Origin of the sequence: Candidatus Accumulibacter sp. ACC003, assembly GCF_907163085.1 — a bacterium.
Classification (GTDB): Bacteria; Pseudomonadota; Gammaproteobacteria; order Burkholderiales; family Rhodocyclaceae; genus Accumulibacter.
On the sequence record NZ_CAJQTX010000009.1, the window covers coordinates 312408 to 338848 of the forward strand.

General features: G+C 65.5%; 21 protein-coding genes. 12 read left to right on the forward strand and 9 right to left on the reverse strand.

Features of this window, described 5'->3' with window-relative positions; translation table 11 throughout:
* Window positions 1-44: 44 nt before the first annotated feature.
* Complete coding sequence (locus QZ656_RS19850; protein ID WP_291995009.1) at window positions 45-1040, reverse strand: sigma-54 dependent transcriptional regulator; 996 nt, start codon at window positions 1038-1040, stop codon at window positions 45-47.
* 366 nt (window positions 1041-1406) lie between these two features.
* On the opposite strand from QZ656_RS19850, the gene QZ656_RS19855 reads away from it, so the two are divergent.
* From QZ656_RS19855 to QZ656_RS19885, 7 genes are all read left to right on the forward strand, one after another.
* Window positions 1407-4520, forward strand: coding sequence for a PAS domain S-box protein (locus tag QZ656_RS19855; RefSeq protein WP_291995010.1), 3114 nt, complete (start codon window positions 1407-1409; stop codon window positions 4518-4520).
* Window positions 4517-8095, forward strand: coding sequence for a PAS domain S-box protein (locus QZ656_RS19860; RefSeq protein WP_291995011.1), 3579 nt, complete (start codon window positions 4517-4519; stop codon window positions 8093-8095). The genes QZ656_RS19855 and QZ656_RS19860 overlap by 4 nt, the downstream gene beginning before the upstream one ends.
* A gap of 328 nt (window positions 8096-8423) precedes the next feature.
* Window positions 8424-8855, forward strand: coding sequence for a response regulator (locus QZ656_RS19865; protein WP_291995012.1), 432 nt, complete (start codon window positions 8424-8426; stop codon window positions 8853-8855).
* A 20-nt stretch (window positions 8856-8875) separates the two neighbouring features.
* Window positions 8876-12184, forward strand: a complete 3309-nt coding sequence (locus tag QZ656_RS19870; RefSeq protein WP_291995013.1) for an EAL domain-containing protein — start codon at window positions 8876-8878, stop codon at window positions 12182-12184.
* A gap of 432 nt (window positions 12185-12616) precedes the next feature.
* A complete protein-coding gene (locus QZ656_RS19875; RefSeq protein ID WP_291995014.1) occupies window positions 12617-13693 on the forward strand; it encodes a chondroitinase-B domain-containing protein in 1077 nt (358 codons plus the stop codon).
* Between the two features lie 311 nt (window positions 13694-14004).
* Window positions 14005-14394, forward strand: coding sequence for a GtrA family protein (locus tag QZ656_RS19880; protein ID WP_291995015.1), 390 nt, complete (start codon window positions 14005-14007; stop codon window positions 14392-14394).
* A gap of 164 nt (window positions 14395-14558) precedes the next feature.
* On the forward strand, window positions 14559-15611 hold the full coding sequence (locus QZ656_RS19885; protein ID WP_291995016.1) for a glycosyltransferase family 2 protein: 1053 nt from the start codon (window positions 14559-14561) through the stop codon (window positions 15609-15611).
* 184 nt (window positions 15612-15795) lie between these two features.
* Here the strand turns inward: QZ656_RS19885 and QZ656_RS19890 are convergent, their stop codons facing one another.
* The 3 genes from QZ656_RS19890 to cbiB are packed head-to-tail and all read right to left on the reverse strand — an operon-like array spanning window position 15796 to window position 18665.
* On the reverse strand, window positions 15796-16704 hold the full coding sequence (locus QZ656_RS19890; protein WP_291995017.1) for a cobalamin-binding protein: 909 nt from the start codon (window positions 16702-16704) through the stop codon (window positions 15796-15798).
* The gene (gene cobD / locus QZ656_RS19895; RefSeq protein WP_291995018.1) at window positions 16688-17716 is read right to left on the reverse strand and encodes a threonine-phosphate decarboxylase CobD; all 1029 of its coding nucleotides are present in this window, start codon (window positions 17714-17716) and stop codon (window positions 16688-16690) included. Before cobD ends, QZ656_RS19890 begins: the two co-directional genes overlap by 17 nt.
* Window positions 17709-18665 carry an adenosylcobinamide-phosphate synthase CbiB gene (gene cbiB, locus QZ656_RS19900; RefSeq protein ID WP_291995019.1) on the reverse strand — a complete coding sequence of 319 codons (957 nt, stop codon included), beginning with the start codon at window positions 18663-18665 and terminating at the stop codon, window positions 17709-17711. The genes cobD and cbiB overlap by 8 nt, the downstream gene beginning before the upstream one ends.
* 35 nt (window positions 18666-18700) lie before the next feature.
* On the opposite strand from cbiB, the gene QZ656_RS19905 reads away from it, so the two are divergent.
* Window positions 18701-20179, forward strand: coding sequence for a cobyric acid synthase (locus QZ656_RS19905; RefSeq protein ID WP_291995020.1), 1479 nt, complete (start codon window positions 18701-18703; stop codon window positions 20177-20179).
* 31 nt (window positions 20180-20210) lie between these two features.
* On the opposite strand, the gene QZ656_RS19910 is transcribed toward QZ656_RS19905, so the two are convergent.
* Window positions 20211-20678, reverse strand: a complete 468-nt coding sequence (locus tag QZ656_RS19910) for a universal stress protein (RefSeq protein WP_291995021.1) — start codon at window positions 20676-20678, stop codon at window positions 20211-20213.
* Window positions 20679-20757: 79 nt separating this feature from the next.
* A complete protein-coding gene (gene cobU, locus QZ656_RS19915) occupies window positions 20758-21303 on the reverse strand; it encodes a bifunctional adenosylcobinamide kinase/adenosylcobinamide-phosphate guanylyltransferase (RefSeq protein WP_291995262.1) in 546 nt (181 codons plus the stop codon).
* A gap of 64 nt (window positions 21304-21367) precedes the next feature.
* On the opposite strand from cobU, the gene cobT reads away from it, so the two are divergent.
* Together cobT and QZ656_RS19925 are read left to right on the forward strand one after the other, a co-directional pair.
* Window positions 21368-22402, forward strand: coding sequence for a nicotinate-nucleotide--dimethylbenzimidazole phosphoribosyltransferase (gene cobT, locus QZ656_RS19920; protein ID WP_291995022.1), 1035 nt, complete (start codon window positions 21368-21370; stop codon window positions 22400-22402).
* A gap of 212 nt (window positions 22403-22614) precedes the next feature.
* Complete coding sequence (locus QZ656_RS19925) at window positions 22615-22947, forward strand: heavy metal-binding domain-containing protein (RefSeq protein ID WP_291995263.1); 333 nt, start codon at window positions 22615-22617, stop codon at window positions 22945-22947.
* 26 nt (window positions 22948-22973) lie between these two features.
* On the opposite strand, the gene QZ656_RS19930 is transcribed toward QZ656_RS19925, so the two are convergent.
* A complete protein-coding gene (locus tag QZ656_RS19930; RefSeq protein ID WP_291995023.1) occupies window positions 22974-23393 on the reverse strand; it encodes a hypothetical protein in 420 nt (139 codons plus the stop codon).
* 225 nt (window positions 23394-23618) lie between these two features.
* On the opposite strand from QZ656_RS19930, the gene QZ656_RS19935 reads away from it, so the two are divergent.
* Window positions 23619-24008, forward strand: a complete 390-nt coding sequence (locus QZ656_RS19935; RefSeq protein WP_291995024.1) for a hypothetical protein — start codon at window positions 23619-23621, stop codon at window positions 24006-24008.
* Window positions 24009-24202: 194 nt separating this feature from the next.
* Window positions 24203-24463: a hypothetical protein gene (locus tag QZ656_RS19940; RefSeq protein WP_291995025.1), complete on the forward strand. Its 261-nt coding sequence runs from the start codon at window positions 24203-24205 to the stop codon at window positions 24461-24463.
* 59 nt (window positions 24464-24522) lie between these two features.
* Here the strand turns inward: QZ656_RS19940 and QZ656_RS19945 are convergent, their stop codons facing one another.
* Both QZ656_RS19945 and bamC read right to left on the reverse strand, forming a co-directional pair.
* Window positions 24523-25290 carry an MBL fold metallo-hydrolase gene (locus QZ656_RS19945; RefSeq protein ID WP_291995264.1) on the reverse strand — a complete coding sequence of 256 codons (768 nt, stop codon included), beginning with the start codon at window positions 25288-25290 and terminating at the stop codon, window positions 24523-24525.
* Window positions 25290-26438, reverse strand: coding sequence for an outer membrane protein assembly factor BamC (gene bamC / locus QZ656_RS19950; RefSeq protein WP_291995026.1), 1149 nt, complete (start codon window positions 26436-26438; stop codon window positions 25290-25292). Before bamC ends, QZ656_RS19945 begins: the two co-directional genes overlap by 1 nt.
* Window positions 26439-26441: the final 3 nt, after the last annotated feature.

Sequence of the window (26441 nt, forward strand, 5' to 3'; positions counted from 1 at the left end):
AGAGGTGGCCGACGGGCAATACGCCGCGCCGCCAGCGCGGCACTTCAGGAGTGCCGGAACTGCTCGGGCTCGATACCGTGCTTCTTGAGCAATTTACCCAGCGCGCGCCGCTCCTTGCCGGCCAGGCGCGCAGCGCCCGAGACGTTGCCGGCGCTTTCCAACATCAGGCGCTGCAACTGGCTGCGCTCGAAAGCGTGCAGCACGTATTGCTTGGCGTCGTTGAAATTGAGGGTTGTCGGCAAGGCAAGACGACGATCGTGCTGGCGTCGGCGATCACTGTCGGGCGCGCGCTCGCGGACCAGAACATCGGGCCCGTCGCAGAGCAAAAACTCGCGCTGGATACGGTTCTGCAACTCGCGAACGTTTCCCGGCCAGGCGTACGCGAGCAGCCACTGCACGGTATCGGCGTGCAAGTCCTTGACCGCCAGCCGGTACTGGCGGGCGGCTTCGGCAATCACCTGCCGCGCCAACAGGACGACGTCGTGCTCACGCTCGCGCAGGGGCGGAACGAGCAGTTCCATGGCCGCCAGCCGGTAGTACAGGTCGGCGCGAAACTCGTGCCGATCGACGGCCTGCGAAAGGTCGCTGTTGCACGCCGCAACAACGCGGATATCGGCGCTTTCGACGACGCTGCTGCCCAGTCGGCGGTACTGGCCGTCCTGCAGGAAGCGCAGCAGACTGACCTGCGCCTTGGCCGTCAAGGTGTCCACTTCATCAAGGAACAAGGTGCCACCCTCGGCCTGCGCGATCAGCCCGAGCTGGTTCTCGCGGGCGTCGGTGTAGGCACCACGGGCGTGCCCGAAGAGTTCGTTTTCGACCAGATGGTCGGGCAAGGCTCCGCAGTTGACCGGGATGAACGGCCGCTCGTGGCGTTGCCCCTGGTAGTGGATGGCGCGCGCCGCCATCTCCTTGCCACTACCGGTCTCGCCGCTGATCAGGACCGTCGTGTCGTAGCGGGCAACGCGAGCGAGAATCGCCAGCATCTTCCGGAAAGCCGGTGATTCGCCGATGAAACCATTCAGTAAAGGCTGCTTGCCCATCGTCTGTCCTCCATCGCGTCGGCGGCGTAAGTGCCAGATATATCGAACTTCGACAAGACAACTTAGCAGACGATCTGGCGTCGCGTCCACTGAAAATATTGCTTCAACAGGCGATTGGCCAGGGTCGTGCAGCTGATCATCGAACCGCATGGCGCCGCTTCCAGGCTGGCAATCGCCTGCCGAAGACACCCCGGCAGATCGCCTGCCGGACGCGTGCGCAAAGGTTGCGCTCGCGCCGCAACGAACGCGCGTCGCCGGCTCTTGACTTTTGTCAGCGATGGGGCCGACTATCGTTCGCAGATCGATTCTGGATGCTCACATGCGCCGTCGTATCTTTCACTGCCCTCGCCGTGTTGTTCGCTGCCGATGACCGCCCGCGCCAACGGCGGCTTCGGCGCTGGCGGACGCGCCTGGCTCTTTGCTTTGCTGGCCGCACTGCTGGTACTGGCGACGGCGCAGATCGTCGAGTATTACGCGCAACAGAGCGAGCTCGAGCAGGAAAGGAGCGACGTTCTCAATCGTCTTTCGACGCTGCGCGCCCGCCTCGAAGGCGTCGTCAACATCAATCTCTCGTTGGTCCATGGCCTGACGGCGGTCATCGAATCCCGGCCTGAAATCGATCAAGCCGGGTTCGCGGCGATTGCCGCTGGCCTGGTCAGCGGACGCTATGCGCTGCGCCATATCGGCGCCGCGCCGGACATGGTGCTGTCGCTGATTTACCCGCTCACCGGCAACGAGGCGGCGCTGGGTCTCGACTACCGTACCCTGCCGCTGCAACGCGAGGCGGCGCTGCGTGCGCGCGACAGCGGCCAGGCGGTGATCGCCGGCCCGCTTGAGTTGCAACAGGGCGGCGTGGCGATCATCGCTCGCCAGCCGGTCTTCCTGCCACCCCTCGAGCCCGGCGGCGAACGGCGTTTCTGGGGACTGGTGTCGGCGGCGATCGATGTCGAAACGCTCTATCGGCACGCCGGCTTGCGCGACGCCGACCTTGGCCTGCGCATCGCGCTGCGTGGCATCAACGGTAGCGGCGCGGGTGGTCCCGAGTTCTTCGGCGACGCGGCGCTTTTCAGCGCCGACCCGGTGAGTGTCGAGGTGACGCTGCCTGGCGGCGGCTCGTGGCAGATGGTTGCCCTTCCCGCCGCAGGCTGGGGACGCACCACCCGGGGCATCGTCTTGCTGCGCCTGATAAGTTTCCTGCTGGCCCTGGCAGCGGCAGCCACGGCCTATCGGCTGCGCCGCGGCAACGAGCTTCTCGCCGCTCACAGCGCGAGAATGCACGCGCTATTGCAGACCATCCCCGACGTGGTCTGGCTCAAGGACGTCAAAGGAACCTATCTGCACTGCAATCCACGCTTCGCGCAACTCTTCGGTGCCGACGAGGCCGCTATCGTCGGCAAGACCGACCGTGATTTCGTTGCCGCCGACGTCGCCAACCACTACCGCGAGAACGACCTTGCCGCGATCGCTGCCGGTGCTTCGCGAGTCAATGAGGAGTGGCTGAGCTTCGCCAGTGATGGCCACCGCGAGCTGCTGGAAACGATCAGGTCGCCAGTCTACGACGAACGCGGCGAAGTCCTGGGGGTGCTTGGCATCGCCCGCGACATCACCCAGCGCAAGCTCGACGAGGCCGCGTTGCGTCGGCAGAAGGAACTCCTCGATCGCACCGGACGCCTGGCCAAGGTCGGGGGCTGGGAGTTCGACGTGTCCACCATGCGCGGCTCGTGGACCGATGAGACCGCTCGCATCCACGACCTCGAGCCCGCAGCCGAAGTAGACGTGACGCAAGGACTTGGCTTTTATCACGGCGAATCGCGGCGGGCCATCGAACAGGCGCTGCAGGATGCCGTTGCAAGCGGCCGTGCCTACGATCTGGAACTCGAATTCAATAGCGCCAAGGGGGTGAAGAAATGGCTTCGGACGATCGGCGTGCCGGTGCTGGAAGATGGCCAGGTGGTGCGCGTGCAGGGCGCGATCCAGGACGTTAGCGAACGCAAACTCGCCGAGGCCAAGGCCCGCCACGGCGAACTGGTACTCGATTCGGTTTTTCGGGCCTTGCCCGATCGCTTCTTCCTGATGGACCTCGACGGCACCATTCGCGACTACCGCGCCCGGCAAAGCGCCGACCGGGACGCGCCGCACGAGGTTTTCCTGGGCAGGCGCATGCAGGACGTATTGCCGGCCGAGATCGGCGAACTGCTGCACAGCAAGCTGACGGAGGTCGGCGAAAAAGGTGGTCTGGTGACCTGCGAGTACGATTTGCCGATGACCGATGGCGCTCGCCGTTTCGAGGCTCGGCTGACGCGTTTGGCCAGCGAGGGTCCGCTGATCGCCGTCGTACGCGATATCTCGGCCGAGTACCAGAGCCGCTTGTCGCTGGCTGGCAGCGAAGCGCGCTATCGGCAGTTGTTCGAGCGCAATCCGGCACCGATGCTGGTCTATTCTCCCGCCAGTCTGCGCATGCTGGCGGTCAACGAGGCGTTCATTGCTCACTATGGCTATACGCGCGACGAAGCCCTCGCGCTGAGCCTCGCTGACCTGTATCCCGCGGCCGACAAAGCGGCGCTGACCGAACTCGTGGCGCGTCTCGCCGGGCTGGCTTTCGTCGGCGAATGGCGCCACCTGCGAAAGGATGGCGGCGTCATCACCATCGAGGCGCGTTCGCATGACCTGCTCTATGAAGGCCATGCCGCGCACCTTGCCGTAATCACCGACATCACCGAGCGCAAGCGCATGGAGGACGAAATTCGCCGGCTCAACGCCGATCTGGAGGAACGTGTCGAGCAGCGCACGGCCGAACTCAACGCTGTCAACAAGGAATTGGAGACCTTCACGTATTCGGTCTCGCACGATCTCAAGGCGCCACTGCGCGGCATCGACGGCTACAGCCGCCTGCTACTCGACGGTCATTCGGCCGACCTGGGCGAAGAAGGCCGCCTGTTCGTCGACAACGTGCGCAACGGTGTCGCGCAGATGGCGCTTCTGATCGAAGATCTGCTGGCGTATTCCCGACTGGAAAGGCGTAGCCTGCACGGACAGACGGTGGACCTGTCGCACGAGCTGGGTGCCATCCTCGACGACCGCCGGGCTGAGCTGCAGGCGCGCGAGGTGGTCGTCACGATCGAACTCGGCGGACTGAGTGCTTGCGCCGACCCGGAGGGCCTGCGCATGGTGCTGCGTAATCTGGTGGACAACGCGCTCAAGTTCACGCGCGACAGCGGCTCACCGACCCTGACCATCAGCGGCAGCCGTGCCGATAAATCGGTGATCGTCGCGATCAAGGACAATGGCATCGGCTTTGACATGCGCTTTCACGATCGTATCTTCGAGGTCTTCCAGCGCCTGCAGCGCGCCGAAGACTATCCGGGCACCGGCGTCGGCCTGGCCATCGTGCACAAGGCCGCGCAGCGCATGGGTGGCCGCGCCTGGGCGGAAAGCCAGCCCGGCCAGGGCGCGACCTTCTATCTGGAATTACCGCGATGATCGCCAGGGCGAAAGTGCTAGCCACTGCAAGCGCTCGCTTCCTTTGCCGACGTCTGCTGCTCGCCGTGGCGCAGCTCGGCACGGTCGCCAGACGCGGCGCTGCCGCGTCACTCATCACGGCGTTGCTGCTGCCCGCGCTACTGACCGCTTTGCTGACTATTTCCTCGGCGCCGGCGCACGCCGAGCAAAGGACGCTGCGCGTCGGCGTCGGCAGCAATCCGCCCATCGCCTTCAAGGATTCGAGCGGCGAGATGCAGGGAATCGCCGTCGACGTGTTGAACGACGTCGCCGAAAAAGAGGGATGGCAGCTGCAGTTCGTCCACGACGACTGGCAGGCGCTCCTCGGCATGCTCGACCGCGGCGAGATCGACCTGCAGACCGGCATCGCCTATACCCCTGAACGCGCCGAGCGATTTCAATTCACCCGGCAGACCTTGCTCAGCAACTGGGGAGTCGTCTACGCCAGGCCAGGGAGCAAGATCCAGTCGCTGCTGGCACTACAGGACAAGCGTGTCGCGCTGGTCCCCGGGGCGACGCACAGCGACGAGCTGAGCGAACTGGTCGACAAGCTTGGCGTGCGTATCGTCGCGCTTGCTGCCGAAGACTATCAGCAGGTGCTGGCGATGGTCGCCGCCGGGACCGCTGACGCCGGCGTCGTCAGCCGCGTTTTCGGCACGCTGCACGCGGCCACCTACGAGCTCGAGTCCACCGGCGTCGTCTTCAACCCGATCTCGGTCCGCTATGCCGCGCCGCGCGACGCCGACCCGGCGATTGTCGAAACGCTCGATCGCCACCTCGAAGCGCTGCTTGCCCGGCGCGACACGGCGTATTACGCGTCGCTTGATCGCTGGCTGGGCAATTCTCGCGCCGCGAGCTTGCCGGCCTGGGTCGCCTGGACCTTGATCGGAAGCGCCGGCACGCTCGGTCTGGCCGTTTTCTTCGTGTTTCTGCTTCGTCGTCAGGTCAGGCGGCGCACCGCGGCACTGCACGACAGCGAAGAATCGTTCCGGGCGACCTTCGAGCAGGCGGCCGTCGGCATCGCGCAGGTCGCACCGGACGGCAGTTGGCTCGAGGTCAACCAGCGGCTGTGCGACATCGTCGGCTACAGCCGCGAAGAAATGCTGCAACTCAGTTTCCAGGACATCACGCATCCAGACGACCTGGCGGCCGATTTGCAACTGGTCGGCGAAGCGCTGGCGGCAACGCGGCAAACCTACACCCTGGAAAAACGTTACCTGCACAAGTCGGGGGCGATCGTCTGGGTCCGCTTGACGGTGGCGCTGTTGCGCGGCGAAGACCGAGCAGCGAAGTACTTTATCGCGGTGATCGAGGACGTCACCGATCGCAAGCTGACCGAAGCGGCGCTTGGCGAAAGTGACGAGCGGCTACGGATGTTCATCGACCACGCGCCGGCCGCGCTGGCGATGTTCGACCGGCAGATGCGCTATCTGTCGGTCAGCCGCCGCTGGTTGAGCGACTATGGACTGGCAGACGCCAAGGTTGTCGGCCGCTCGCACTACGAGATTTTTCCCGAAATCGCGGAAGCGTGGAAGGACGTCCATCGACGGGCCATGGCCGGCGAGGTGGTGAGGGCCGAAGAGGATCATTTCGAGCGCCACGACGGCAGCGTCCAATGGCTGCGCTGGGAGGTGCGACCGTGGCATGCCGCCGACGGCGCGGTCGGCGGCATCGTCATTTTCACCGAGGACATCAGCGCCCGCAAGCTTGCCGAGGCCTCGGCGCGACGCGGTGAGCTCCTGCTCGATTCGGTTTTTCAGGCCTTGCCCGACCTGTTCTTCCTGATGGACGCGGACGGCACGATTCGCGACTACCGCGCCCGCCAGGATGCCGAGCTCTACGTGCCGCCCGAGGCCTTCCTGGGCAGGTGCCTGCAGGACGTCCTGCCCGCTGAAATTGGCAGCATGGTCGCCAGCAAGATGGCCGAGATTGGCGAGTGCGGCGGCCTGGCTACGTACGACTACGAATTGCCGATCGGCGACGACCTGCGCCACTTCGAAGCCCGGCTGACGCGTTTACCCGATGACGGTCCTTTCCTCGCCGTCGTTCGCGATATCACCCGCGAACACCAGAGCCGTTTGTCGCTGGCGATCAGCGAGGCGCGCTATCGCACGCTGTTCGAATACGCGCCGGACGGCATCGTTATCGTCGATCCGGCGGGCTACTACGCCGATGCCAATCCGGCCCTCGGCCGGATGCTCGGCTACACGCGCGCGGAACTGATCGGTCTGCACGCCTCCACCATCGTCGTCGCGAGTGAATACCCGCATGTCGCTCCGGCGCTCGACGCCATCAGAGCCGGAGCCGACTACCACCGGGAGTGGCTGCTGCAGCGCAAGGACGGCTCGACTTTCGTCGCCGACGTGATCGCAACGACGATGCCCGACGGTAGCCCGCTCGCCGTCATCCGCGACATCACCGCAATCAAGCACGCCGAGGCCAGCTTGCGCGAACAGGAGGAGTTCTTCCGCCTGATTGCCGAGAACATGGGCGACATGGTGACCGTTGTCGATCTCGAAGGACACCGCCTCTACAGCAGCCCGGCGTACCGTGCGCTGTTTGGCGAGCCGGCCGATCTGCCAGGAAGCGACGCCTTCGCCAGCATTCATCCCGATGACCGCGAACGCGTGCGCCGCGGCTTTCAGCAGACCATAGAGAGCGGCGCCGGCCAGCGCGGCAGCTTCCGTGTGGTCCTGGCCGACGGCAGCAGCCGCGACATCGAATCGCAAGGTGGGGTGATTCGAGATGCCGATGATCGCGTCGAACGCGTCGTCGTGGTATCGCGTGACGTCACCGAACATCGGCAGATGGTCGACGAAATCAGCCAACTCAACAGCGAACTGGAAGAACGCGTACGCCAGCGCACCGATGAACTGGCGGCGGCCAACAAGGCTTTGCGGACCTTCACCTATTCGGTGTCGCACGATCTGAAGGCGCCGCTGCGCGGTATCGACGGCTACAGCCAACTGCTGCTCGAGAGTTATCACACGCTGCTCGATGCAGAGGGACGCCTGTTTCTCGACAATGTGCGCAAGGGGGTCGCGCAGATGAGCCGTCTCATCGAGGATCTCCTGACGTATTCGCGCATGGAACGGCACAGCGTGCATCGCCAGACGCTCGACCTGTCGCAGCAGGTGACGCTGGTCCTCGACGACCGCCGCGCCGACATCGAGGCGAGCGGCACGATCGTCAAGGTGGAATTGCACGGGTTGAGCGCGCACGGCGACCCGGAGGGGCTGACGATGATCTTGCGCAACCTGGTGGACAACGCGCTCAAGTTCGCCCGCCACAGTCAGCCGCCGACGCTGACGATCAGCGCCAACCAGACCGAGCAATCGGTCGTCCTCGCGTTCAGCGACAACGGTATCGGCTTCGACATGCAGTTTCACGATCGCATCTTCGAGATTTTCCAGCGCCTGCAGCGCGCCGAAGACTATTCCGGAACGGGTGTCGGGCTGGCCATCGTCGACAAGGCCGCGCAACGGATGGGCGGGCGAACCTGGGGCGAGAGCGCTCCCGGACACGGCGCCACCTTCTATCTCGAATTGCCGCGCTGATGGCAGCGGCCGCTAGCGGCGGCGTTCGGCGATCGCGCCCGGAAAAGCTTGCGCCAGACAGGGTCGGGGCTGCCGCTCAGACGCGTGCTGTCGTCAAGGAATGCCCTGGCGCAGGCGAGCCAGGGTCGTCAGCGGGGTGTCCGTTCCCTTCGCCACTCCTTTACCGTACATTACGAAGGGGTGGATACGCGCTTGACCGAAACAAGCGCCAGTCTGGCCCCGGTGGCGGACTGGCGACGCTCGGCAAGGCAAGCTGGGGCATGGCAATCGGCGTCTGGGCAAAGCGCTCGTCGACCTTGGCGCCGACGTTCTATCTGGAGGTTTCCGCATGAATGCTGTCGAGCTCAGCAGACCGATACTGTTGGTCGAGGACAATCCGGCCGACGTCGATTTGACGCTGCGCGCGTTTGCCAGACGGCGACTGGCCAATCCGGTGCACGTCGCGCGCGATGGCGAGGAGGCGGTCGCCTGGATTCCCCGATGGGAAGCAGGAGAAACGCTGCCGCTGTTGATTCTGCTTGACCTCAAGCTGCCGCGAATCGACGGCCTGGAGGTGCTGGCTCGATTGAAGTCGCACGCGGTCAGCCGGAAAACCCCAGTGGTCGTTCTGACGACTTCGGAAGAAGACAAGGACATCGAGACGGCTTACAGCCTGGGTGCCAATTCGTACATCCTCAAACCCGTCGATTTTGTCAAATTCATCGATGTCGCGGCGCAGGTCGAAATGTACTGGTGCCTGTTGAACACTCCGCCACGTTGAACCGTGAAAGCGAGCCGCCGATGAGTACCGCGCCCGAGCGTGTCCTGTATCTCGAAGATAGCGCGGTCGACGCCGACCTGGGGTGCCGCGCACTGGCCCGTGGCGCTCCCGACACGGTCGTCGAAATCGTCACCACCGTCGGCGCCGCCATCGAGCGCTTGCACGCTGGCACGCCGGCGATCGACGTGATTCTCGCGGACCTCAGGCTACCCGACGGCAGCGGCCTCGACCTGCTGGCACACGTGCGTGCGCAAGGCCTGCCGCATGCCTTCGTCGTCCTCACCGGCTCCGGCGACGAGGCCTCGGCACTGGCCGCACTGCGGGCCGGAGCAGACGACTATCTGGGCAAGCACGGCGACTACGCTGATCACCTGGCGCGCGTCCTGGCGGGCGCCCTTGATCGTTTCCGCAGCGATTGGAGACGCAAGGGGCGGCTTCTGCGCGTGCTCTACGCCGAACGCAACCGCTTCGACGTCGATCTGACGCTTCGCTATTTCGCCGAGCACGCACCGCTGTTCCGGATCGACGTCGTAGCCGACGGTGAGGAGGTGCTCAAACGCCTGCCACAACACGCCGAGGAAGCGCAGGACTATGACCTGCTGATGCTCGATTACCAACTACCGGTACGGAACGCGCTGGAAGTGGCCAAGACGGTGCGCGATCAGCGCGGCCTCGACCTGCCGATCGTGCTGGTGACCGGCCACGGTGACCAGGACGTCGTCGCCGCGTCCTTGCGGCTTGGCCTCGAAGACTACGTCGTCAAGAAGAGCGGCTACATCGAGAGGCTTCCAACGATCCTCGAAAACGCGCTCAGGCTGGCCGAGCTGCGGCGTGAGCAGTCGCGCCTGCGCCAGAGCACGACGCGTTTGACGTCTCTCCTATCGGCCAGTCCGACGATCCTCTACGCCCTGCGCGTGGACGGCGAAGAACTGTCGCCGACGTGGGTCAGCGATAACATCGCCCGCGTAATGGGCTACACGCCTGCTGACTGCCTGGCGCCGGAGTGGTGGCACACGCACCTGCACGCCGACGATCGGGCGCGCGTGTTCGACGCCCGGAGCGATCTGCTGCGCCGCGGATCGCTGACGCACGAGTACCGTTTCAGCGATGCCAGGGGCGCTGTCCGCTGGCTGCGCGACGACATGCGGGTGATTAACGATCGCCGCGGCAAGCCGAGTGAAGTGATCGGCAGCTGGAGCGACCTGACGGCCGAGCGCGAGTTTACCGAACGCCAACGCTTGTATGCCGCCGCCCTGGAAAGTACCCGCGACGGCGTCGTCATCACCGACCTGACGGGCGCGATCATCAGTGTCAACGCGGCGTTCACCGAGATCACGGGTTATGCGGCGGCGGACGTGATCGGCCAGAACCCGCGTCTCCTGCAATCCGGACGACACGACCGCGCGTACTTCCAGGCGATGTGGGGCAGCCTGCTGCAGAGCGGTCATTGGCAGGGAGAAATGTGGAACCGCCGCGCCGACGGCGAAATCTATCCGCAGTGGGCGACGCTGAACGTCGTCCACGATGAAGCCGGCTACCCGTCGCACTACGTCGCCGTATTCACCGACCTCACCAGCCTCAAGCGCAGCGAACAACAGGTCGAGCGTTTGGCACACTACGATCCCTTGACGGCGCTGCCGAATCGCCTGCTGTTGCGCTCGCTGCTGCAGTACGCGCTTGACCGCGCGCAGCGGGAAGGCTGCCAGGCGGCGGTGTTGATCATCAACCTGGACCAGTTCAAGAGCGTCAACGAGAGCCTGGGTCACACCCTCGGCGATGAATTGTTGCGGGCCGTGGCCACTCGCCTGCAGGGGAGTTTGCGCCAGGGAGACAGCTTCGGACGCCTGGCGGCCGACGAGTTCGCCGCCGTACTGGAAGGCACACACGCTGCCGAAAATGCCGAAACCACCGCCCGTGACCTGCTGGCCACGCTCACCGCGCCCTTCGTCCTGAGCGACGGCCACGAAGCCTATGTGCGTGCCAGCGTCGGCGTCAGCGTCTTTCCACAGGACGGTGCGACGGCCAACGACATGCTGCGCTGCGCTGCTGCAGCGACGCACCGCGCCAAGGATCGCGGCGGCAATCAGTGCGCCGTGTACACCGGCGAGCTCGGCAAGGGTGCGCTCGAACGACTGGAGATGGAAAATGCCCTGCGCCGCGTGCTGAGCCAGGGCGAGTTGCGGCTTCATTACCAGCCGAAAGTGGATCTTGCCAGCGGCCGCATCGTCGGCGCCGAAGCGCTGTTGCGCTGGCAGCGACCCGATGTTGGCCTGGTGCCGCCTGGCGACTTCATTCCCTTGGCCGAGAGAAGCGGCTTGATCGTCCCGATCGGCGCCTGGGTGATCGACGAGGCGTGTCGTCAGATCCGCGCCTGGATCGACGCCGGCCTGCCGGCCGTCAAAGTAGCCGTGAACGTCTCGGCCGGCCAGTTCGCCAGCGGCGACCTGGAGTCGGTACTCAGCGCTGCGCTGAGCCGCCATGCCGTCGATCCGGGAATGCTCGCGCTTGAACTGACCGAGAGCATGCTGATGGCCGCACCCGAGCAGGACATCGAGCGACTGCAGCGCCTGCGAGCGCTGGGGTTGGGCTTGTCGCTGGATGATTTCGGTACCGGCTATTCCAGCCTCAGCTATCTGAGTCGCTTCCCGGTCGACGAACTCAAGATCGACCGCGCTTTGGTCAAGGACATCGTGACCGATACCAAGGCCGCCGCTATCGCCACCTCGGTGATCGCCCTGGCGCATCGCATGCAACTGAAAGTGGTTGCCGAAGGCGTCGAAACCGAGGCCCAACTGGGTTATCTGAGACAGTACCGCTGCGACCAGATGCAGGGCTATCTGTTCAGCAAGCCCGTTCCGGCCGACGATTTCGCTGCTCTGATCGGTGCCGGCAAAGCGCTGGCGCTTGCCAATACGCCGACTGACCTGCGCACCTTGCTGGTGGTCGACGACGAAGCCAACATCCTGGCGGCGATCCGCCGGGTGCTGCGCGGGCAGGGCTACCGCGTGCTGACCGCCGAGAGCGCCCAGGAGGCGCTGGTGTTAATGGCCAGCGACTCTGTGCAGGTGATCCTTTCCGACCAGCGGATGCCGCAGATGAGCGGCACGGAGTTCCTTGGCCGGGTCAAGCTTCTGCATCCGGACACCGTGCGGCTGGTGATTTCGGGATACACGCAGCTCGACTCGATCATCGATGCCGTCAATAAGGGCGCGATCTACAGGTTCCTGACCAAGCCGTGGGACGATAATCAATTGCGCGAGCACATCCGCGACGCTTTCGCGTACTACGAAGCGATTGTCAAACCGCGAATCGCCAGCGACCGAAATTGAGCGGCGGCAAACGAGCACCGCCTGCCGGCAGCAAGGCCGGTGACTGCGCACACCTGACGGGAGGACGAGATGGTGGTAGAGCACCGAGCAGCACATGGCAGTAAGCCTGCGCCAACGAGCACGCCGAAAAAACGCCGAGCATTGCCGGGATTGCTGTCCCTGGCTTTGATTGCCACGACGGTTCTGGCGGTCATCTGGGGGGCTCTGGAGCATTTCGAGTACCCGCCACGCCTGGCAGGTCCATACGTCGAACGACGTTCGCTCGGACATAACGCGCTTATCAAGTCGATTGGCGCGACGACGCAAACTCTATTGATGAAAGCCGACCGTGGTGAACCCGTCGCTCATTCGGCTTATCCGGCTTGGGCCGGGGCGCGTGCCGACAGTCGACCGCTCGCCAGCGGAGCAAGATCGCCTGCTGAACGCGATGTCATGGTCGGATCAAACCGGGAACTCACGCACGCCATCGACACCGCCGAGCCGGGCGACGTCATCACCATTGCCCCGGGAACGTACCGAATCAAGGGCTCCAATAGCATTCAGGTGCGTCGTCCCGGCCGCCCGGACGCACCCATCAGCGTTCGCGCGGCAGCTCCCGGCGCCGTGACGCTCGAGCTCGAAATGCTGGAAGGCTTTCATGTGCATGCGCCGTACTGGCTATTCGAGAATCTGACGATCATTGGCGTGTGCAAAAACCACTCCGCGTGCGAACACGCCTTCCACGTGGTCGGCGAAGGTCACCATTTCGTCGCACGCAACAACACGATCATCGACTTCAATGCTCATTTCAAGGTCAACGGCGCCCACGCTCATTTCCCGGATCACGGCCGGATCGAATGGAATAGTCTGGTCAACAGCAGCCCCCGGTCGACCGACAACCCGGTCACCGTAATCGACATCGTAGCGGCCAGCGACTGGTCGATTACCGACAATCTAATCGCCGATTTCATCAAGGACGGGGGCGACCAGACGAGTTACGGAGTTTTTGCCAAGGGAGCAGGCGAGCGAACCCGGATGGAACGTAACGTCGTATTGTGCGAATTTCGCTTTGCTGGACGCCAAGGGCGACGCGTCGGGATGTCGTTTGGCGGTGGCGGCAGCAATTCCAGCGCCTGCCGGGATGGGCGTTGTATTGTCGAGCAGGCTGGCGGCGTGATGGACGCCAACTTGATCGCCTATTGCGCTGACCAGGGGATCTATCTCAACAAGGCGGCGACGAGCACGATCACCCACAATAGCCTGATCGATACCGGGGGAATCAATGTCCGTTTCCCGGAGTCCAGCGCCGACGTCAGCGGCAACCTCGTCGACGGCGTGATCGTTGCACGCGATGGCGGTCTGCTGCGCGCCGAAGACAATATCGTGACGGCCAACGCCTGGCTTTACCTCGGTCGGCATCCGGTACGCGATCTCATGGCAAACTGGGCCGCGCTTGACCTCGCCTGGCAGACCGAGCCACCGCGACGATCGCACGCTGCGGGCAGCAAACAGGATCTCTGTGGAACGTAGCGCAGTGCCACGCCAGCATACGGAGCAATCGAAGACTTCTTGCGCTGTTCCGACAGACCAGGATCTGGCGCAGCGTTGACCACACTCGCTGACGCCAGTCGGTCGGACGGCCACCGAATACTCTGGCAGCAGGCGCGGCCACCTTTTCAGCATGAGCAGCAGGGAATCGATCCGGCGTGCCCGGTAGTTCCCAGGCAGAGCGAGCAGAGGCTGCTAGAATTCGCCCCCCGATGCGCTTCGGTGAACTTGGCAATTGTCCGCGGAGCGAGCTCGCAACCGCGCCAAACGCACGGATCTTCCGATCGGCCGCCATGAAACCACTGTTGCGACAACTCGCCTACTTCGTCGCCGTCGGCGGCGCCGCGTCGGCGACGCATTGGCTGACAACGGTCGTCTGTATTGCCGCGTTCGACGTCCTTCCCTACCTGGCCAACTTTTTCGGCTGGTCGGTCGCCGTGCTGGTTTCCTTCTGCGGACACTATTTCCTGACCTTTCGTTACCAGACGAAATCACTGGGGCCGGCGATCAGACGCTTCTTCACCGTCTCGCTGGGGGGCTTCGTGATCAACGAACTGGCCTTCGTCTATCTTCTCGATTCGAGCGGCATCGCGTATTACTGGCTGCTGGCAATCATCCTGGTGGCCGTTGCCGTGCTGACTTTCGTCCTCAGTCGCTACTGGGCGTTTCAGCACCGAAGCTGAACGGTCAGCGCCACCCCGTCGACGATGGGCAAGCGAGCTGGACGATTTTCGCTGGCGCCGCGCAGGCGGCTAGCGCTATCCTCTTGACCTTCCCCTGACCTCGAGGCCGTCATCGTGCCCAAGCAAGCCCCTACTCTTCCGCCAAACGTCCGGCACGGACGCCGATGAAAGCCGCCGCCGACGCCGGCCGCACAGCCGCCGAAGCCACCGCCGAGCGGGTCAGGCTCAGCCCCAGGCCCGAGAACTCGTTGCCGACAATTTCAGTGGTCGCGCCGGCGTACGACGAAGAGGCGGTGATCGGCGAGTTTTATCGCCGCGTCACCGAGACGCTGAGCGCCATTGGCGCGCCCTACGAAATCGTCCTGGTCAATGACGGCAGCAAGGACATGACACTGCCACTGATGCACGCCATGCGCGCCAGCGATCCGCGCGTCACGGTCGTCGATCTGTCGCGGAACTTCGGCAAGGAACTGGCGCTGTCCGCGGGGCTGGACCATACCAGCGGCGACGTCGTGGTGGTGCTCGACGCCGACCTCCAGGATCCTCCCGAGTTGATTCCCGAGTTGCTCGCCGGCTGGCGCCAGGGCTATGACGTCGTCTATGGCGTGCGCAGCCATCGTGAAGGCGAAAGCTGGATGAAGAAGACGACGGCGCAGCTCTTCTACCGCTTCATACGCCGCGTCAGCCGCGTCGACATCCCGCAAAACACCGGTGACTTCCGCCTGATGACCCGGCGCGTCGTGCACGAACTCAGCGGCCTTCGCGAGCAGCACCGATTCATGAAAGGGCTGTTTGCCTGGGTCGGTTTTCCGGCCAAGCCGATGCTCTACCGCCGCCAGCCACGACTCGCCGGCCAGAGCAAATGGAGCTACTGGCACCTGTGGAACCTGGCCCTGGAGGGAATCACCTCATTTACCATCGGGCCGCTGAAGATCGCTACTTACCTGGGGCTATCGGTCGCCGTTCTGTCGCTTCTGTACGCGGCGGTGGTGATCTGGAAGACCTTGATGTACGGTGACGCGGTCAGGGGCTACCCGTCGCTGATGGCTGTCGTGCTGTTCCTGGGTGGCGTCCAGTTGATCTCGGTCGGCGTCCTTGGCGAATACATCGGCCGGATCTTCGACGAGGTGAAGCAGCGCCCGCTGTACCTGGTCAACCATGTTCTCCCGTCGCAACTTCGCGAGCCGGCGAGCGACCCACCGAGCGACAGCAGCTGACGGTCGCCGACGCGCCTCGCCGCCGACCTGCCGGCGCTGCTAACGTTCATGACATGTCGAGATACCCCAGATCATGAAAGTAATGACCGCTCCCCTCTTCCCCTGGCCCTTCTCCCGCAAGGGGAGACGGGAGTTTCGAGAGTCGCGTACGCGACTTTCACATTAACTGCTGCCGTCCCGGTGCTCATTGCGGCCGCCGCGCCCGCGCCGTTTCAAGGTGCCGGCAAAGCCCCTCGGCACCGTCCAGCAGGCGCGGCGTGTGGCGTTGGATCAGGTCGGGCGGAACGAAAAAGAGGTTGTCGCGGGCGACCGCGGTGATCGACGTCCAGCGCCGCCAGTCGTCGAGCCACTCGGGCCGCGATTCGCCCATGCCGCTGGCGATGATCGCTTCCGGATTGGCGGCGATGACCGCTTCGACGGTCACCGTCGGCGCCATCGTCTCGAGCTTGCCGAAGACGTTGTCGCCACCACACAGGCGGATCACGTCGGAGATGATCTGCTTGCCGCCGACGGTCATCAGCGGCTGTTTCCAGATCTGATAGAAGCTGCGCACCGGCGGCCGACTGCCATAGCGTTTCTGCAGGCCCGCCAGGCGCTCGCGAAAACTCGCCGCCGCGCGATCGGCCACCGCCGAGCTGCCGGCCAGCACGCCAAGGCGCTCGATCTCACGGGCGACGTCTTCGATGCGATCGGGTTGCGAAATGTAGATCGGCAGGCCGAGCGCGCGCAGGCGATCGAGGTGCGCGGCAGCGTTGCCGCTCTGCCAGGCGATGACCAGGTCGGGCTGCAGCGCGGCGACGCGTTCGAGGTCGACCTGCGAGTAACCGCCGACGCGCGCGATCTTCGCCGCCGCCGGCGGGTAGTTGCTGTACTCGACGGTGCCGACGACGCGCTCGCCGGCGCCGGCGGCGAACAGTGTTTCGGTGAGGTGCGGCGCCAGGCTGACGATGCGTCGCGCCGGCCGCGCCAGGCGGATCGTCGTACCCGCGTCGTCAACCACCGACACCGCGACTTCGGCGCACAGCACGCTACCGGCGCTCAGCAGACACGCGACGAGCAGTAGTTTCGAGCAACGGCTAGCGATCTTGGCCATCGTCAGCATCTCCAGGGATCCAACTGGCCAGCGCGTCGGCCAGACGCTGCCATTCGGCTTCGCCGCCCGGCAGGCCGCAACGCAGCAGACCATGTTCGGGAAAGTGCCGCAGCAGGATCGCCTGCCGGGCCAGGTGTTCGCACAGCGACCCGGCGTGTGGCGTCGCCAGCGTGGCGAACAGCGCCGTGCTGGCAATTTCGCCAAAGGGCGCCAGCAGCGCCGCCAGCCGTGCCGCAGCGGCCGCCAAATGCCGCCGCGTCTGCGCTTGCCAGGAGCGATCGGCGAGCGCCTGCCGGGCAACGGCACGAGCCGGGCCCGAGAGTGGCCAGGGACCGATCGCCGCGCGCAGACTCTCGAGCTTGTCGGCGGCGGCAAAGACGAAGCCGACGCGCGCGCCGGCGAGCCCGAAGAACTTGCCGAGCGAGCGCAGGACGATCAGATTCGGCGCCACGTCGCTACCGGCCAGCGCGCAGACGCCGTTCTCCGGCGCGGCGTCGGCAAAGGCTTCGTCGACGACCAGCCAGCCGCCGCGCCGCTGCAATTGCCTGGCGGCATCGAGAAGCGCGTCGGCCGACACACTGCTGGCGGTCGGGTTGTTCGGGTTGCAGAGCACGACCAGCGGCGTCGCCACCGCCAGCGCGCGCGTCAGCGACGCATGCTGCAGGCGACGCAAGCGGTGGCCGGCGCGTCGCCAGGCTTGCGGATGCTCTTCGTAGATCGGCGTCAGGCAGGCCACCGCCAGCGGCGCGAACAGCGTCGGCAGCAACTGGATCGCCACCTGCGAGCCCGGCATGGCGAGCAGTCGCGGGTTGCCGTAATACGCCGCCGCCGCGTCTTCGAGACCGTCGTCGTCCTCGGGCAGGCGTTGCCAGCACGCCGGGTCGATCGCCGGAACGGGATACGCGCAGGGATTGATGCCGGTCGACAAGTCCAGCCAGTCGGCCAGCGTCCAGTCGCCGAAGGACGCGTACTGGCGCGCCGCGGCGCGCAGGCGACCGCCGTGCTCAAGCACGCGTCAAGCCCCAGCAAAGAATCGTCGCCAGCCACAGCAGCAGGCAGCGGCGTAACAGCGTCAAGGCCTTGCCGATATCGTCGGCGCAGGCCGTGCGTCCCTCGCCGAGCAGCGGCCGCTGCTCACGGCGACCGTGGTAGACCGCCGCCCCGCCGAGGGCGACGCCGAGGCTGCCCGCGCCAGCGGCCATGACCGGGCCGGCGTTCGGGCTCTTCCAGTTCGGCGCCTGCGCGCGCCAGCAGCGCAGCGCGCTGCGCGTACGGCCGCAGAGCGCGTACGACAGGGCCGTCAGGCGGGCGGGAACGAAGCCGAGCAGGTCGTCGAGGCGCGCCGCGGCGCAACCGAAATCGGCAAAGCGCTCGTTGCGGTAACCCCACATCGCGTCCAGCGTATTGGCCAGACGGAACAGCAGCGCGCCCGGCCCACCGAGCAGAGCGAACCAGAACAGCGCCGCGAAGACGGCGTCGTTGCCGTTCTCGAGCGTCGATTCGACGCACGCGCTGGCGACGCCGGCGTCGTCGAGATTCTCGGTCTGCCGCGACACCATCCAGCCGACGTGTCGCCGTGCCAGCGCCAGGTCGCCGCGCGCCAGGTCGCCGGCCACGCGGCTGGCGTGCTCGCCGAGGCTGCGGCCGCCGAGCGCCAGGTACAGGAGAACGACGTCAACAGCCCAGCCGGCCAAGCCTGCTGGCTTCAGCCAGAGCACCAGCGCCGGCACGGGCAAGACCAGCAATGACCACGCCAGCAAGCCGCGCAAAGTGCGCCCGCGGCCGCCATTCAAAGCCGCTTCGAGGGCCTCGGCAAGCGCCCCGAAACCGACCAGCGGATGCCAGCGCCGGGGCTCGCCGAGCAGGCGATCGAGGGCGGCGCCGGCGATCGCCGCCAGGGGCAGAGCAAGCGCCGCCGACCAGGCGAGCGGCAGCAATTCGGGGAAAGAATCGGTAGGCATGCGAGAATCGCGCTAAGCAAACCCCGGATTCTACGATGAACGAGCACCGTACCCCCAGCCTGATGGTTCAGGGCTGCACTTCCGACGCCGGCAAGACGACCCTGGTCGCCGCGCTATGCCGTATCCTGAAACGTCGCGGCGTCCGCGTCGCGCCGTTCAAACCGCAGAACATGGCGCTCAATTCGGCGGTCACCATCGACGGCGGCGAGATCGGCCGCGCGCAAGCGCTGCAGGCTCTCGCGGCCGGCGTCGCGGCGCACTCCGATTTCAATCCGGTGCTACTGAAACCGGCCACCGACCGGCGCGCGCAGGTGATCATCCACGGCCAGGCGCTACTCGACCTCGACGCGCGCGACTACCACGCGTACAAGCCGCTGGCCATGCAAGCGGTCCTCGAATCGTGGCGGCGCCTGAGCGCACAGTACGAGTGCCTGCTCGTCGAAGGCGCCGGCAGCCCGGCCGAGATCAACCTGCGCGACCGCGACATCGCCAACATGGGCTTTGCCGAAGCCGTCGATTGTCCGGTGATCCTGATCGCCGACATCGACCGTGGCGGCGTCTTCGCGCACCTCTGCGGCACGCTCGATCTGCTCTCGCCGTCCGAGCAGGCGCGCATCAAAGGCTTCGTGATCAACCGCTTTCGCGGCGACATCGGCCTGCTCGAAAGCGGCCTGCGCTGGCTCGAGCAGCGCACCGGCAAGCCGGTGCTCGGCGTCCTGCCGTATCTGCACGGTCTCTACCTCGACGCCGAAGACGCGTTGCCGCGTGAGGCCGAGCGCAAGGAGGCGACGGCGCTGCGCGTCGTCGCGCCGGCGTACCCGCGGATCTCGAATCACAACGACCTCGACCCGCTGCGTTTCCACCCGGAAGTCGACTTTCGCTTCGTCGGGCCGAACGACACACCGCCCGCTTGCGACCTGATCGTCCTGCCGGGCTCCAAGGCGGTGCAGGCCGACCTCGCCTGGCTACGGGCGCAGGGCTGGGAAAAGGCGATTGCTCGCCACCTGCGCTACGGCGGCAAAGTCATCGGCATTTGCGGCGGCCTGCAGATGCTCGGCCGCCAGCTGCACGACCCGCTGGCGATCGAAGGCCAGGCCGGCAGCACGCCGGGGCTGGGCTGGCTGGACTACGAAACGCGACTGGCCGCCGAGAAGACGTTGCAAAACGTCAGCGGCGAGTTGCTGCTCCCCGGATCGGCAGCGGTCAGCGGCTATCGCATCCACATGGGCGTGACGCAGGGGCCAGCGCTGGCCACGCCGGCGCTGCAGCTCGCCGGCGGTGCGGACGGCGCGCTGTCGGCCGACGGGCAGATTCTGGCGACCTACTGTCATGGTCTGTTCGACTCACCAGCGGCGCTGCGCGCGCTGCTGACGTGGGCCGGCCACCGGCCGACGCACGATTTCGACCCGGGGCAGCGCCGCGAGGCCGACCTCGACCGCCTCGCCGACGCCGTCGAACAGCACCTCGACCTGCGTCCGCTCGCCGGCTGCTTGCCGGCGCAAGCGCTCGGCTAGACGCGCCGGGCTGCTGCGCCGAAGCCTCTACTCAGGCGTCGTCCGGCTCTTCGCTGCGGACCAGCAGCAACGACCGGCGCCCCTTGCGTACCAGACGCTCGGCGACGCTGCCGACGAAGTAGCGCTCGATGCCGCGACGGCCGTGCGTACCGACCACCAACAGGTCGGCGTGCCATTCGGCGGCGGCGTCGATGAGCATGTCCGAAACGTGCTTCTTCTCTGACTCGACGACCTTGATCTCGACTTCGACGCCGGCCGCACGCACAGTTTCTGCCGCCTTGCCGAGAAAGCCCTCGGCGCCCATACGCAGGCGCGCTTCGGTCTTGCCGACGCTGTTCGGCAACATCATCGCCACCTCGCGCTGCGAGAGAATCGTTTCGTCGATGGCGTGGCAAATGGCGATCTGCGCGCCGGTGCTCTTGGCCAGTTCGATGGCTGTTTCCAGGACCCTGCCGCTCATGAAACTCTGGTCGAGGGCGACCATGATGCGCTTGTACATTTGTTTCCGCTCCTTGATCTGCAAAGTTGTCAGACAACCGCAAGAATAACACTCTTGCGGGCGCCCGGAACAGCAAGCGCTAGCGTAACTCGAGCGGCAAACCGGCGACGACCAGCGTCACCCGCTCGCACACCGCGGCGACCTGCTGGTTCAGCCGACCCTGTTCGTCGGCAAAGAGCCGTGACAAAGGCGCCATCGGCACGATCCCGCTGCCGACCTCGTTGCTGACCAGGATGACCCGCCCCGGCAGTTGCGGCAGCGTCTCGATCAGCGCCCGCGTCGCGCTGCCGAGAAGCGGGCACGAAAGCGCTTCGCCGGCTTCGGCCTGGCGCGCCGCATCGCCGGCAAACAACAGATTCGATAGCCACAAGGTCAGACAATCGACCAGCAGGCAGACCCCCGGCGCGGCATGCCGACGCAGCGCGCCAGCCAGCTCGAGCGGCTCCTCGAGCAGACCCCAGTCGGCACAGCGCCGCGCCCGGTGGTGTTTGATGCGCTGCGACATTTCGCCGTCGAGGGCCTGCGCGGTAGCTACGTAGACAACCCGCAAAGCGCTCTCGGCGGCCCGGCGTTCGGCCAACATGCTCTTGCCCGAACGGGCACCGCCAATGATCAGTTCTCGCATGCCGTGAAGATTAACACGCGCCGTGGCGCGTATAATCGCGAGCTTTGCCGGGGATCGCCAGAGCATGCAATTTTCCATCGCGCCAACCACCGCCGTAGCCGCCCTGCAGGCACGGATCGACGGTAAGACCAAGCCACCGGGTTCGCTCGGCCAGCTCGAACGCCTGGCACTGCAGATCGGCCAGGTGCAGCAATCGTTGACGCCGGCCCTTGACCATCCGCATCTGCTGGTCTTCGCCGGCGACCATGGCGCCGCCCGCGCGGGTGTTTCGGCGTATCCGCAAGAAGTAACCTGGCAGATGGTCGAGAACTTCCTCGCCGGCGGCGCGGCGATCAATGTTTTCGCGCGCCACAACGGCCTGCAGTTGCAGATCGTCGACGCCGGCGTCGCGCACGACTTCGGCGTTCGTCAAGGGCTGCTCGACGCCAAGGTCGCCAGCGGTACGCACAACTACCTCGAACAGCCGGCAATGAGCGCGGCAGAATGCGACACCGCGCTGAGCCGCGGCGCAGCAATCGCCCGCGACCTGGCCGACCACGGCTGCCGGGTGGTCGCTTTTGGCGAAATGGGGATCGGCAATAGCGCCGCCGCCGCGCTGCTGACGCAGCAACTGACCGGCACGCCGCTGGCCGACTGCGTCGGCCGCGGCACCGGCCTCGACGACGCCGGCCTGGCGCGCAAGCAGGCGCTGCTGGCGCAGGCGGTGCAGCGCGCGGCGCTGCCTGCGGACGCCGATGCGCTGACCGTCCTCGCCGAGTTCGGCGGCTTCGAAATAGCGATGATCGCTGGCGCCATGCTGGCCGCCGCCGAACGCCGCCTGCTGCTGCTCGTCGATGGCTTCATCGTCAGCTCGGCGCTGCTCGTCGCCGCGGCCATCTCGCCGAACATTCGCGACTACTGCGTTTTCTGTCACCGCTCGGCCGAGCCGGGACACGTCGCGCAACTGCGGGCGCTAAAAGCCGAGCCGCTGCTCGACCTCGGGCTGCGCCTCGGCGAAGGCACCGGCGCCGCGCTGGCCTGGCCGCTGGTCCGCGCGGCCGCCGCCTTTCTCAACGAAATGGCCAGCTTCGAGTCGGCCGGCGTCAGCGAACACGCCTGACGGCCAGCGCTGGTCGACGGCGCCGCTCGCCGCGACCGCTTCGGATGCGGCCAGGCGCACTGCTGTACAGCCCGCGCCGGCATCGCTATATTCTCCTCAGGGGCCGCGCAAGGGGCGCGGCGGGCGAACGCCCTACGTTGACGCAGCGCCGACGCTCAAGCATCGGGCGGGGTTCGCCACGACGCCGGCGATTCGACAGCAACCATAACCATCTGGAGCGAACATGCAAATTTGCCACCACGCACAACATCGAAGGCAAGAAGATCAGCCGCTACTACGGCCTCGTCGCCGGCGAAGCGATCCTTGGCGCCAACCTCTTCAAGGACCTGTTTGCCGGCATTCGTGACCTGGTCGGTGGCCGCTCGGCGACCTACGAGAAAGAGCTGCAGCGCGCCCGCGATATTGCCGTCCAGGAACTGCTGCAGCGCGCCCAGGAGTTGGGAGCCAACGCGGTGGTCGGCGTGGACCTCGACTATCAGGTCCTGGGCCAGAGCAATGGCATGCTGATGGTCTCGGCCAGCGGCACCGCCGTACTCGTCGAGTAGCGCCGACCGCCCGGCGCAGCGGCCAGCTAGCGGCCGCTCGCCGAATCCTCGCCGAGATCCTTTCCGCTGTGCTCGAACTCCGGGCGAATCTGGCTGGCGCCGCGATACCGTGGCTGGATGTGGGCAGCCGGCGTCGGTGGCACGTCACGGGGCAGCGGCGGGTACTCGAACAGCGGCTTCTCGGGCAGCAAGCGTTGCCCATAGTTGCGTTCGTAACGATCAAGGAAACGTCGTATCTGTTCGTCGTCCGCGCACGGCCCAAAACAAGGCCCAAAGGCGCCGTAATAAGCAAATGGCGGAGCAAAGGCGCTTCCGTAGGGGGAAAACCAGGGCCCGACGGCGGCGCCGCCGCGGAGCGCGAAGTTTCCCGCAATAGCCTGGCTGGCGATCGCGGCGACTGCCGCAGCGATGAGCAAGGGCATACGCATGGCGCGGAAGTGTAGCACTTTCCGGGATCGCGGCAGCGCCCACTTCAAGCCTGCAACACGCCAAGAATCGATCGCCGCTGCGGGCGATCTCGGCCGCAACAAAAATCGCGCCTTTGCGACAAAAAGCACAGTCGCCTGCCGGCACAGAGCGCATGCTGAGCCATCTGCCATCATTCACCGCCAGCTAGCCGGCCACGCAGCAGCCAGCGGCGGTGCTCACCGCGAGGAGGCTTGCGTCGTGCCATGAAATGCTCTGCCTGTCATTCGGAAGATACCCGCCGTTCGCGGCGCCGCGGCGTACGGGAAGGTATCACGCTGCGCCTGAAACAGCAGGCGCCGTTCCGCTGCCTGGCGTGCGGTTTGCGCTTCGTGGCCAAGATTGAGGACCGCCATTCCGCTGCCGCGCCGCATTACGTATCGATTGCCGACTACCTCGGCCTGCGGGGTTGGGCGAGACGCGTCTTTACCGACTACCTGATCCTCGGCGGTCTGGGAACTTTCGTTCTGCTGACGCTGGTGGTCCTGGTTTTCGCCTTCGCGCTGGGCTGGATCCAACCACACTTCCTGCTTCCGGAAGCGAATTCGGAGCAGCCGCACTGGTCGCTCGGGACGGGCAGCAAGAGCGCGCACTGACAGCCGCCGCGGAACGACGATGAGCGAGTGTCAGGCGACGCGGCGGCAGCGACGCCGATACTGCAACGCAGCAATTGTTGACTATGGATGCCGACGATCAGTGCTAAAATGCCGGCCTGATCGAGGTACAAGCCGGTCAACCATCAAGCTTTTGGCTCGTTGTAGTCATTTCATTGTCGATAAGGAACCCCATCATGAAACACTCCCTCCTCGTTGCTGCTCTGCTCGCCCTGGCCCTTACCGCCTGTGGCAAAAAAGAAGAAGCCAAGCCCGTCGCAGCCCCCGCTGCTGCTGCCGCTCCTGCTGCTCCTGCTGCTGCCCCCGCGGACGCCGCCAAACCAGCCGACGCGGCTGCTCCTGCCGATGCCGCCAAGGAAGCTGCTGGTGCTGCTGTCCAGGGCGCAGCCGACGCCGCCAAGGGCGCTGCCGACGCCGCCAAGGAAGAGAAGAAGTAATTCTCGAACGGCGAAAAAAACCGGCTTCCGAGCCGGTTTTTTTTGTCCTGCGAAGCCGCTCAACACAGCTGCCGCCAGCCGAAGCCACCCTCCTGATCGGCGACACCGACCCACTCCTTGCTGCAGCCAAGGGCGGCCGCGAGAGCGTTGACGGCCAGTTCCGGCCGGTTGTTCTCATGACTCAGATGGGCGGCAAGCAGATGTTGCAGGCGAGCCGTATCGAGCTGCCCTAGCAACATCGCTGCCTGACCGTTCTCGAGGTGACCGAAACGCCCGCCGATGCGCCGTTTCAGTGCCGCCGGATAGCGCGAGGCGGCGAGCAGCGCGTGATCGTGATTGCACTCGAGCACCAGCGCGTCGCAGGCGCGCAGGCGTTCAACGATGTGCGGCGTGATCGAGCCGGTGTCGGTAAGCACGCCAAGGCGGTGCTGGCCGTCGGCAAAGGCATATTGCACGGGTTCACGCGCGTCGTGTGGCACAGGAAAGGGCGTCACTTCGAGACTCCCGATGGCAAACGGCGTGTGGCCGTCGATCAAGCGGCAATCGGGCAGCGACGAAGCGCCGCGCGCCGCGACGGCGTGCGTACCGTGCGTCAGATAGACCGGCAGGCGATGGCGACGCGCAAAAGCGAAGACGCCGCCGACGTGATCACCGTGTTCGTGGGTGACCACGATCGCCGTCAACTGCTCAGGGGTGGTGCCAAGTCGGGCCAGCCTCGCCGTTGCCGCCCGGGTCGAGAAGCCGCAGTCGACCAGCAGCTTGGTATCGCCGGCATCGACAATCAGGGCGTTGCCCTGACTGCCACTGCCCAGCGATGCAAAACGCATCACTTCAACTGATCGTAGAGCAGATTGAGAATCTTGCTGGACGTCTCCGAGCGATCGACGCCGCCCTCGGGAGTAAGCACCTGCACGGTCGACTGATTGCCGGCATCCTTGATGAAGATACGATACTGGATCTTCTGCTTGCTGCTCGAACTGTCCTTGAACGGATTCAGCTTGGCGAAGAAGCCGTCTTCCTGCTTCTCGTTGTCGACTTCGGGGTCGACATAACGAACGAAGTACAGCCCTCGCGAACGATCGCGATCGACGACGGTGAAGCCAACGCGATCGAGCGCCAGGCCGACTCGCCGCCAGGCCCGATCGAAGGACTCCTCGACTTCGAGCGTGCCGGCACCGTCAGGAGCACGCGACAGCTTGGCGCGTTCGACGGGCTTTTGCTTCGCCGCCTGCAAGGCCGCGGTCGCGCGCTTTTCGTCGCTGCCCAGGCGAACCATCAAGCGACGCAGCATCTCGGCTTCCAGCTCGGGATCGGCCGGACGCGGCTGCCACTTGGTCTGATCCTTGCCCTCGGAGATGAAAATTTCGTACATCCCGCGATGGCTGATGAAAATATCGGTGGTCCCCGGCTTGCTCCCACGCTCCAGGCGCGTCCGGAACTTGTCGCGCTCGGCAGTCGAATAGACCGAATCGATGACCTTGCCGAGCATGTTGCGGATGAAGTCCTGCGGGATCTTGGCGCGGTTCTCGGCCCAATCGGTCTCCATCACGCCGGCGTCCGGGAGGTCGAGCTTGATCACGAAACCGGTTTCCTGCCAGAAGTCCTTGACCGGCCCCCAGAGTTTTTCCGGAGTCCCTTCGACGACCAGCCAGCGCTCGTTACCGGCGCGCTCGATGCGAGCGTTGTCCACCTCCGGCAGGACGTCGCCCTTTTGCTGGGCGATGGCCTGCGGCGAGCGCTCGGCCGCGTATGCCGAGAAAGTGGCCGTACCCTTGCCGCCGGTGTCGGGAACCGCGTAACGGTCATCGCGCGTCGGCGAGGTAAGGTCGGGAGGCACTTCAAGCGTCGGCACCTGGTTGGTGGACGCCGATTTGTAATCGATCTTCTTGGATTCGAGCAGCGAGCCACTGCAAGCCGCCAGCAACACCGGCAGCAGCACAAGGGTCGGTCGAAAGCGCGCCACAAGACGACTCATCTG

What these genes read in the sequence shown, in the direction of transcription:
- QZ656_RS19850 (WP_291995009.1), bottom strand. Translation starts at nt 1,040, where the DNA reads ATGGGCAAGCAGCCTTTACTGAATGGTTTCATCGGCGAATCACCGGCT.
- QZ656_RS19855 (WP_291995010.1), top strand. Translation starts at nt 1,407, where the DNA reads ATGACCGCCCGCGCCAACGGCGGCTTCGGCGCTGGCGGACGCGCCTGG.
- QZ656_RS19860 (WP_291995011.1), top strand. Translation starts at nt 4,517, where the DNA reads ATGATCGCCAGGGCGAAAGTGCTAGCCACTGCAAGCGCTCGCTTCCTT.
- QZ656_RS19865 (WP_291995012.1), top strand. Translation starts at nt 8,424, where the DNA reads ATGAATGCTGTCGAGCTCAGCAGACCGATACTGTTGGTCGAGGACAAT.
- QZ656_RS19870 (WP_291995013.1), top strand. Translation starts at nt 8,876, where the DNA reads ATGAGTACCGCGCCCGAGCGTGTCCTGTATCTCGAAGATAGCGCGGTC.
- QZ656_RS19875 (WP_291995014.1), top strand. Translation starts at nt 12,617, where the DNA reads ATGGTCGGATCAAACCGGGAACTCACGCACGCCATCGACACCGCCGAG.
- QZ656_RS19880 (WP_291995015.1), top strand. Translation starts at nt 14,005, where the DNA reads ATGAAACCACTGTTGCGACAACTCGCCTACTTCGTCGCCGTCGGCGGC.
- QZ656_RS19885 (WP_291995016.1), top strand. Translation starts at nt 14,559, where the DNA reads ATGAAAGCCGCCGCCGACGCCGGCCGCACAGCCGCCGAAGCCACCGCC.
- QZ656_RS19890 (WP_291995017.1), bottom strand. Translation starts at nt 16,704, where the DNA reads ATGGCCAAGATCGCTAGCCGTTGCTCGAAACTACTGCTCGTCGCGTGT.
- cbiB (WP_291995019.1), bottom strand. Translation starts at nt 18,665, where the DNA reads ATGCCTACCGATTCTTTCCCCGAATTGCTGCCGCTCGCCTGGTCGGCG.
- QZ656_RS19905 (WP_291995020.1), top strand. Translation starts at nt 18,701, where the DNA reads ATGAACGAGCACCGTACCCCCAGCCTGATGGTTCAGGGCTGCACTTCC.
- QZ656_RS19910 (WP_291995021.1), bottom strand. Translation starts at nt 20,678, where the DNA reads ATGTACAAGCGCATCATGGTCGCCCTCGACCAGAGTTTCATGAGCGGC.
- cobU (WP_291995262.1), bottom strand. Translation starts at nt 21,303, where the DNA reads ATGCGAGAACTGATCATTGGCGGTGCCCGTTCGGGCAAGAGCATGTTG.
- cobT (WP_291995022.1), top strand. Translation starts at nt 21,368, where the DNA reads ATGCAATTTTCCATCGCGCCAACCACCGCCGTAGCCGCCCTGCAGGCA.
- QZ656_RS19935 (WP_291995024.1), top strand. Translation starts at nt 23,619, where the DNA reads ATGAAATGCTCTGCCTGTCATTCGGAAGATACCCGCCGTTCGCGGCGC.
- QZ656_RS19940 (WP_291995025.1), top strand. Translation starts at nt 24,203, where the DNA reads ATGAAACACTCCCTCCTCGTTGCTGCTCTGCTCGCCCTGGCCCTTACC.
- QZ656_RS19945 (WP_291995264.1), bottom strand. Translation starts at nt 25,290, where the DNA reads ATGCGTTTTGCATCGCTGGGCAGTGGCAGTCAGGGCAACGCCCTGATT.
- bamC (WP_291995026.1), bottom strand. Translation starts at nt 26,438, where the DNA reads ATGAGTCGTCTTGTGGCGCGCTTTCGACCGACCCTTGTGCTGCTGCCG.